Source organism: Sphingobacterium micropteri, from assembly GCF_014692515.1.
Taxonomy (GTDB): domain Bacteria; phylum Bacteroidota; class Bacteroidia; order Sphingobacteriales; family Sphingobacteriaceae; genus Sphingobacterium; species Sphingobacterium micropteri.
This window is the reverse complement of the sequence record NZ_JACOIK010000017.1, coordinates 61,347-67,745: the sequence shown is the minus strand read 5'-3', so window position 1 is coordinate 67,745 and position 6,399 is coordinate 61,347. Positions and strand designations below refer to the sequence as shown.

Here is a 6,399-nt window from a genome sequence, read left to right as displayed (position 1 = left end):
CACCGAACCTCTAACAACGCTCAGATCCACCGCCATTATCTTAAATGAATCATCAAACTTTCTATGCATCTCTACAAATTTAAAATTACTTATTAAATCTGTCTCGCACTAAAGGTAGCAACTCCAAGTACTAACTGTCTTTATTTCCGGAATAAGAACAATTTGTTGGTAAATAAAGATCATTTGTTAGTGAAAAAGACTTTTCATATTTCGGAAAAATGAGTTATAAAACTGTGTTTAAACAATTTAAAAGATTGTTTTTTCAATTAAAATGGTCTTTCTGACGGGGTATATTTTCAGAAAAAAGCGCGTAGACTTTACATCTACACGCTTTTAAAATAAACACTGTATAATAAAAGTCTTGATCTACGCGCGATAATAGCGTAATTCGATAATGTCGCTCGGAACGGATTGTCTATTCCATTGGTCATGAATCACTAAGGCAGCGCCGATAGCCGTAGCCTGCGCCATCGATGCGGCATATAACTCGATATTACCGAACGTTCTGGCCAGTAAGTTCATAAAGATATTATTCTTACTAAAACCACCATCTACGAAAATCCGTTTGATCCTCTTTTCTGCTAATATAAGACGGGTAGAAGCCACTTGTGCTTCGACGAGGTATAGCATAAATGCATGGTACGCCTCTACGTAATCCTCGAAGTTATTCAAATCAACTTGTCCAAAAGCATCCAGACTAGATGGAATTTCCTTCCCTACACTAAGTTTATCTATTAATGACCAATCAATCTCAATTTGCTTAAAGCGGCCCGTCGTTACCTGAAAGTGCTCCGCAATACGTTTTGTCTGCACGTCATGCTCATAACCAGCAAACAAACGAGAGGCTTTCACCGGCGTACCGGCGTAGGTCATGTAAAACAGACAATCTTTTTCTAACTGCTCTTTGGTTAATCCCTCGTCATTAAACGGATTTAGTGAAATACACCAAGTGCCCGTAGAAATCAGAATAAAAGGTTCATGGAAATTTAGCAGGTACGGAATTAATGCCGAAGAGCTATCATGCAGTCCTACCCCCACCTTATAGGTGCTTCCCGGAAAAGCAGCCGAAAACACTTCTTCTCCTTTGACAACGGGCGCTAGTTTCTGTTCGATGCCTGTATCTTTCACCCATTGGTGATAATCATTCTTATCAAAATCCCATAATGCAGTATGACAGCCGATACTGGTCATATCCGAATATATCTGTCCGGAAACTAAAAAACTAAGGTATTGTGGTAGATGTACCGCATATTTCATTTTTTCGTATACTTCCGGCTTTTCCTGTTGCAAACGATATACCTGAAGTCCCGAGTTCAAACTGCCCAACGCTGGCGATGCTGTCTTTAACGAGAAGTCTTCTACTCCACCATAGTTATGGTACAATTGATCCTCTAAAGCTCTTGGATAGGTTTTGAGATAATTATACAACGGGGTCAATGGTCGCCCGCTTTCATCTAAATAGACAAAACTGGCACCATACGAAGTGAAGTTGATCGCTTTGATATCAAACTCGTCTAAACGAAAAACTTCATGAAGCGAGTCGAATACGGAGAGACGTAAACTTTCGAGATTTTCACATGGGTCTCCATCTTCGTCTACAGTCTCCAAAAACCGTGCTGAGCGTTCAAAAACAATATTATAACGCTCATCAAACAAAAACAATTTTTTGTTTGTCTTCCCTACATCGAAAATAGCGACAACTGGTGTACGCATTTTGAAAATTTAAAATTAGCTAAAGATGATCCGCCAATAGGCGGATCAATTGAAAAAATCGTGTCTTACCGTTTGTGGCTACAATCCCGTCGCCACGGTATTGCTGCCGCGTTCTTCGATTAGGCTATTTCTGATACCTAATTCGTTAAACAACGCAACAGGGTTTAAGGCACCTCCTTGGCGCAAGCGCGCCTCGGCAACCAATGGCCGTACGTCCGTACGGAATACGTCTTGCAAAATCTCTTGTGCACGCACGACGTCATTTTGTTGTTGGGCATCTTTTAACGCTTTGCGGTCCACTAACAGCGCCTGTGCATAAGCAATCTTAATCGCTTCTACCGATTGCAATAGATCTACTAACGGATCTTTTAAGTTATGTGATGCATCGATCATCCAACCTAAACCTGTCGCATGGTCGATTCCTCGTGCGTCCATTCCATCGACCAGTTCACTAAAAATTAAGAATAACTGATACGGTTTGATACTTCCGGCCGTTAGGTCATCGTCGGCATATTTACTGTCGTTGAAATGGAAACCACCCAACTTACCTTCCATTAGCAATAAAGAAACGATCTGCTCAATATTAGCATTCGGCAAATGATGCCCCAAATCCACTAAAGTATAGGCTTTATCGCCCAATTTGCTAGCGAGTAACAGCGATTGTCCCCAGTCTGCTATCGTCGTTGAATAGAAGTTTGGTTCAAAGGCTTTGTATTCAACAAACATTTTCCAATCGTCTGGCAAATGTTTGTAAATCTCTTTCAAACTTTCTAACGTATTTTGGAAAGCCTCACGAAAATTGAGCTGGCCCGGAAAGGAAGAACCGTCAGCCAACCAAACGGTCAATGCTTTTGATCCCAATGCTATCCCATGTTTGATCACTTCGATATTATGATCGACCGCTTGTTTACGAACGTTGGGATCAACATGGTGCAAAGAGCCAAACTTATAACTGTGCTCTTGGCCAGGCTGATCTTGAAACGTATTCGAGTTTACCGCGTCAAAACCCAAACCGTAGGAAGATGCAAGTGCTTTTACCTTTTCGGCATCTTGCGGAATATCCCATGGAATATGGAGTGAAATAGCGCCGCTAGAACGGTTCAGCGCATGCAATAATCCAACATCCTCAATCTTCTGCTCTAAAGTACCCGGCTCACCCTTACCTGAAAAGCGGCCAAAACGAGTTCCACCAGTACCCAATGCCCAACTTGGAATTGCAATATTGAATTGTTGCAACTTATCCAATATTTCTTCGGCATTCGCTATATTTTCGGCCGTATAGGAGAAAGCACGTTGGTGTTTCTCCACGAATTGCCGGTTATGTTGTTCTATCGTTTGATTATCTAGCTTCATCTGTTTAAAATTAAGTAAAAAAACTAACGTACGAAGGCCATGGCAACGCCACCATCTACGTTTAGCACATTTCCGGTCGATTTATTTAGATTTCCGCCAACAAAGGCAAAGCATGCATTTGCGATATCATCCGGTAAAATAATTTCGTTAAGCAGCGTACGTTTCGCATAATAAGCCGGCAATTCCTCTACCGTGATACCATAAGCCTTCGCACGCCCTTCGGCCCATCCGCCAGCCCAAATATTACTATCGGAAATTACCGCATCCGGATTTACTACATTAACACGGATCCGAGCAGCTCCCAATTCCGCTGCATTCAAGCGGCTAAGATGAAGTTGTGCGGCTTTTGCACTACCGTAACCCGCGTTGTTAGGACCACTTACCAAGGCATTCTTACTCACGATATTCACAATATCACCACCGATATGTTGCGCTTTCAATACATGTGTTGCTCCCTGGGTCACGAGGAACTGTCCCTTCACCAGTACGTCATATAATAAATTCCAGTCTTTTTGCGTATGGTCTTCAATGGATTTAGAAATCGACAAGCCCGCGTTGTTTACGATAATATCTATACCACCAAAAGCTAATGCAGCTTTCTTAAGTGCTTCTTCTATTTGCTCTTGGTTGGTTACATCTAATATAGCCGTTGCTACGGCATCTTTACCAAATAGTTCGATAAATTCTTGTTCCGCACCCGCAAGACGTTCGGCGTTCAAGTCGTTCAACAATACAACAGCACCTTCCTGCGCAAATTTCTTCGCTATCGCTTTACCAATTCCCCCGGCACTTCCTGTCACTAATGCAATTTTGCCGGATAATGCTTTTGGTTTTGGCATACGCTGAAGCTTCGCTTCTTCTAATAACCAATACTCGATATTAAACGCTTCTTGTCTGGGCAATGACGTATATTCACTGACAGCCTCAGCCCCTTTCATCACATTGATCGCGTTGATATAAAATTCCGCTGCTACCCGCGCCGTTTGCTTATCTTTCGCAAAGGCAAACATACCTACACCTGGATACAGGATAATAACTGGATTCCGATCGCGAATAGCCGGACTATTTGGGTGTTTACAAGTCTCGTAATATTCCGTGTACATCGCCCGGTAGTCTTCGAAAAGAGGCTCTAATTGCGCCTTCACAGCTTCTACATCGCTCAAATCTGCACCTTTATCCAAGTTTAGGATAAGGGGTTGGATTTTTGTCCGCAAGAAGTGATCTGGACAGCTCGTTCCTAACGGAGCTAAACGCTCCAAATCACTTGAATTGATATATTCAAGTACTTTTTCATCATCCGTAAAATGACCGATCATGTGGCGTTCGCTCGAACAGAAACCTCTCAAAATAGGGGCTAGCGCAGCTGCTTGTTCCTTCCGTGCATCAGCCGGTAGGCTCTCTACTTTTTGACCACCAAATACAGGTCTTGTCTTACCATAGTTTTGTGCCAAATATTCCGCGCAGGTTTCGATAACGTCTAAGGAGTTTACATAGCTTTCATAGGCCGTATCTCCCCATGTAAATAGCCCATGCGACCCCAACATAATTCCACGAATACGTGGGTTTTCTTCCAAGCAAGCTCGCAATTGCAATCCAAGATCAAATCCTGGCTTCTGCCATTCCACCCATCCGATCGTACCGTTAAAAAGCTCTTGTGTAATTTTCTTTCCATCTTTCGCTGCCGCAATCGCAATAGCAGCATCTGGATGCAAGTGGTCAATATGTTTGAAAGGGAGGAAACCATGCAATGGTGTATCAATCGACGGTGCTTTTGAGGCCAAATCAAAGATACAGTGGTTGAACAATTCCACCATTTCATCTTCGTGTTCAATACCACGGTATACATTCTCCAAGTTGCGCAGGCGCTCTACATATAACGCCGCCAATCCGGACTTCTTCAATGTACCGATATCACCACCAGATCCTTTGATCCACATTACTTCCACCTCTTCACCCGTCAATGGATCTTTATCAATTGATTTACACGATGTATTTCCACCGCCATAATTTGTAATGCGCAAATCTGACCCCAACAAATTGGAGCGATATAACAATAAAGCGACTTCATCACCTTCTAGTGATTTTGCTTTTTGTTCGTCCCATAGATAGTTTACATGTTTGTATTCTTTCACGGCTATTTAAATTTGATATTTTATTATTCTAATGTTTTTGCTAAACCAACAATACAAATAGACAGGATAATCGTCACAATACCTGCTATAATAGAGGTGTAGGTTGATTTATTCACCCCTTTCCATTCTTTTAAGATAACACCCCAGGCATTGGCGATCAAAATGATAAACGCCATATGAAGAATCCAGGAGCTCGCTCCGTTTCCGAGACGGCTTTCGCCCATACCGTAGAAGAAAAACTGTAGATACCAAGTTGTTCCTCCTAATGCGCATAGCAAAAGATTCTTTCTTAGCGGAGCTGTTTTATTCGTATAATCAGAAAATGTTTTGTTTTTTGTTAATAAATAAAGGCACCAGATGACATTCGTTGTGAATCCTCCCCACAGGATGACCACGTAACTAACGTTATTTTGATACAAGAATTCGCCCTGATTAGGATTTGCTGCCTTCCAGAGTTGATTGGCGACATCCGCTAATGGTTTTCCGGCTTCGATACCAAAGTTAAAGCAGGCACTCAACACGCCGGATACAATCGCCACGACAATCCCTACTCCGAAATTGTACCCCAACTTTGCTTCTGCTGACAGGGAGGCTAAGCTTCTTTCTTTTAAGATACCTGCTCGTCCACAGAGATATATTCCCACGATACACACCAAAAGCCCTATCATTACGCAGATTCCTGCATTTGTGGTAAAGAAATAATCGATACCTTGTTTACCGGGAGATTGGTTGAAAAAATAGTAAATAGCAGGCATTAACGAGCCAAATACCATACTCAAACCCAACATGACGCTACTGCCTAACGATACCCCAAGATAACGTACGCCCAAACCATAGGTCAGGCCACCGATACCCCATAAGAGCCCAAATAAATACGTATAACCTAAGGTTGACGTATCCGCTTCCCGGATGATATCTCCAAAATTCGGGATCGTAAGCCAAGCCGCGATGGGTGGCACAATAATCCAAGAAAAGAGTCCCCCGAGGATCCACATTGCTTCCCATGACCATCCTCTTACTTTCTTGTAAGGAACGTAGAAGCTACCAGACGCAAAACCGCCTATAAAGTGGAATAAAACTCCAGCTAATGCATTCATAAATTATGTATTAAATAATATCGATTCTTCATAAGAACGTTCCAAGGTAAAAGGAATAATAGAGAAAACTGTTATGTTCTGTCATGTATCCCGTCGTTAAATTT

4 protein-coding genes are annotated in these 6,399 nt (G+C 42.2%); all 4 read right to left on the bottom strand.

Annotation, left to right across the window (positions count from 1 at the left end):
* Positions 1–366: 366 nt before the first annotated feature.
* Entirely contained in the window at positions 367–1,713 is a 1,347-nt protein-coding gene (locus H8B06_RS19475) for an FGGY-family carbohydrate kinase (protein ID WP_190995871.1), read from the bottom strand.
* A 78-nt stretch (positions 1,714–1,791) separates the two neighbouring features.
* Positions 1,792–3,066, bottom strand: coding sequence for a TIM barrel protein (locus H8B06_RS19470; protein ID WP_190995870.1), 1,275 nt, complete (start codon positions 3,064–3,066; stop codon positions 1,792–1,794).
* Positions 3,067–3,089: 23 nt separating this feature from the next.
* Positions 3,090–5,198 (bottom strand): bifunctional aldolase/short-chain dehydrogenase, encoded by a 2,109-nt coding sequence (locus H8B06_RS19465; protein ID WP_190995869.1) that lies wholly within the window; start codon positions 5,196–5,198, stop codon positions 3,090–3,092.
* A gap of 23 nt (positions 5,199–5,221) precedes the next feature.
* A complete protein-coding gene (rhaT, locus tag H8B06_RS19460) occupies positions 5,222–6,295 on the bottom strand; it encodes an L-rhamnose/proton symporter RhaT (RefSeq protein WP_190995868.1) in 1,074 nt (357 codons plus the stop codon).
* Positions 6,296–6,399 lie beyond the last annotated feature (104 nt).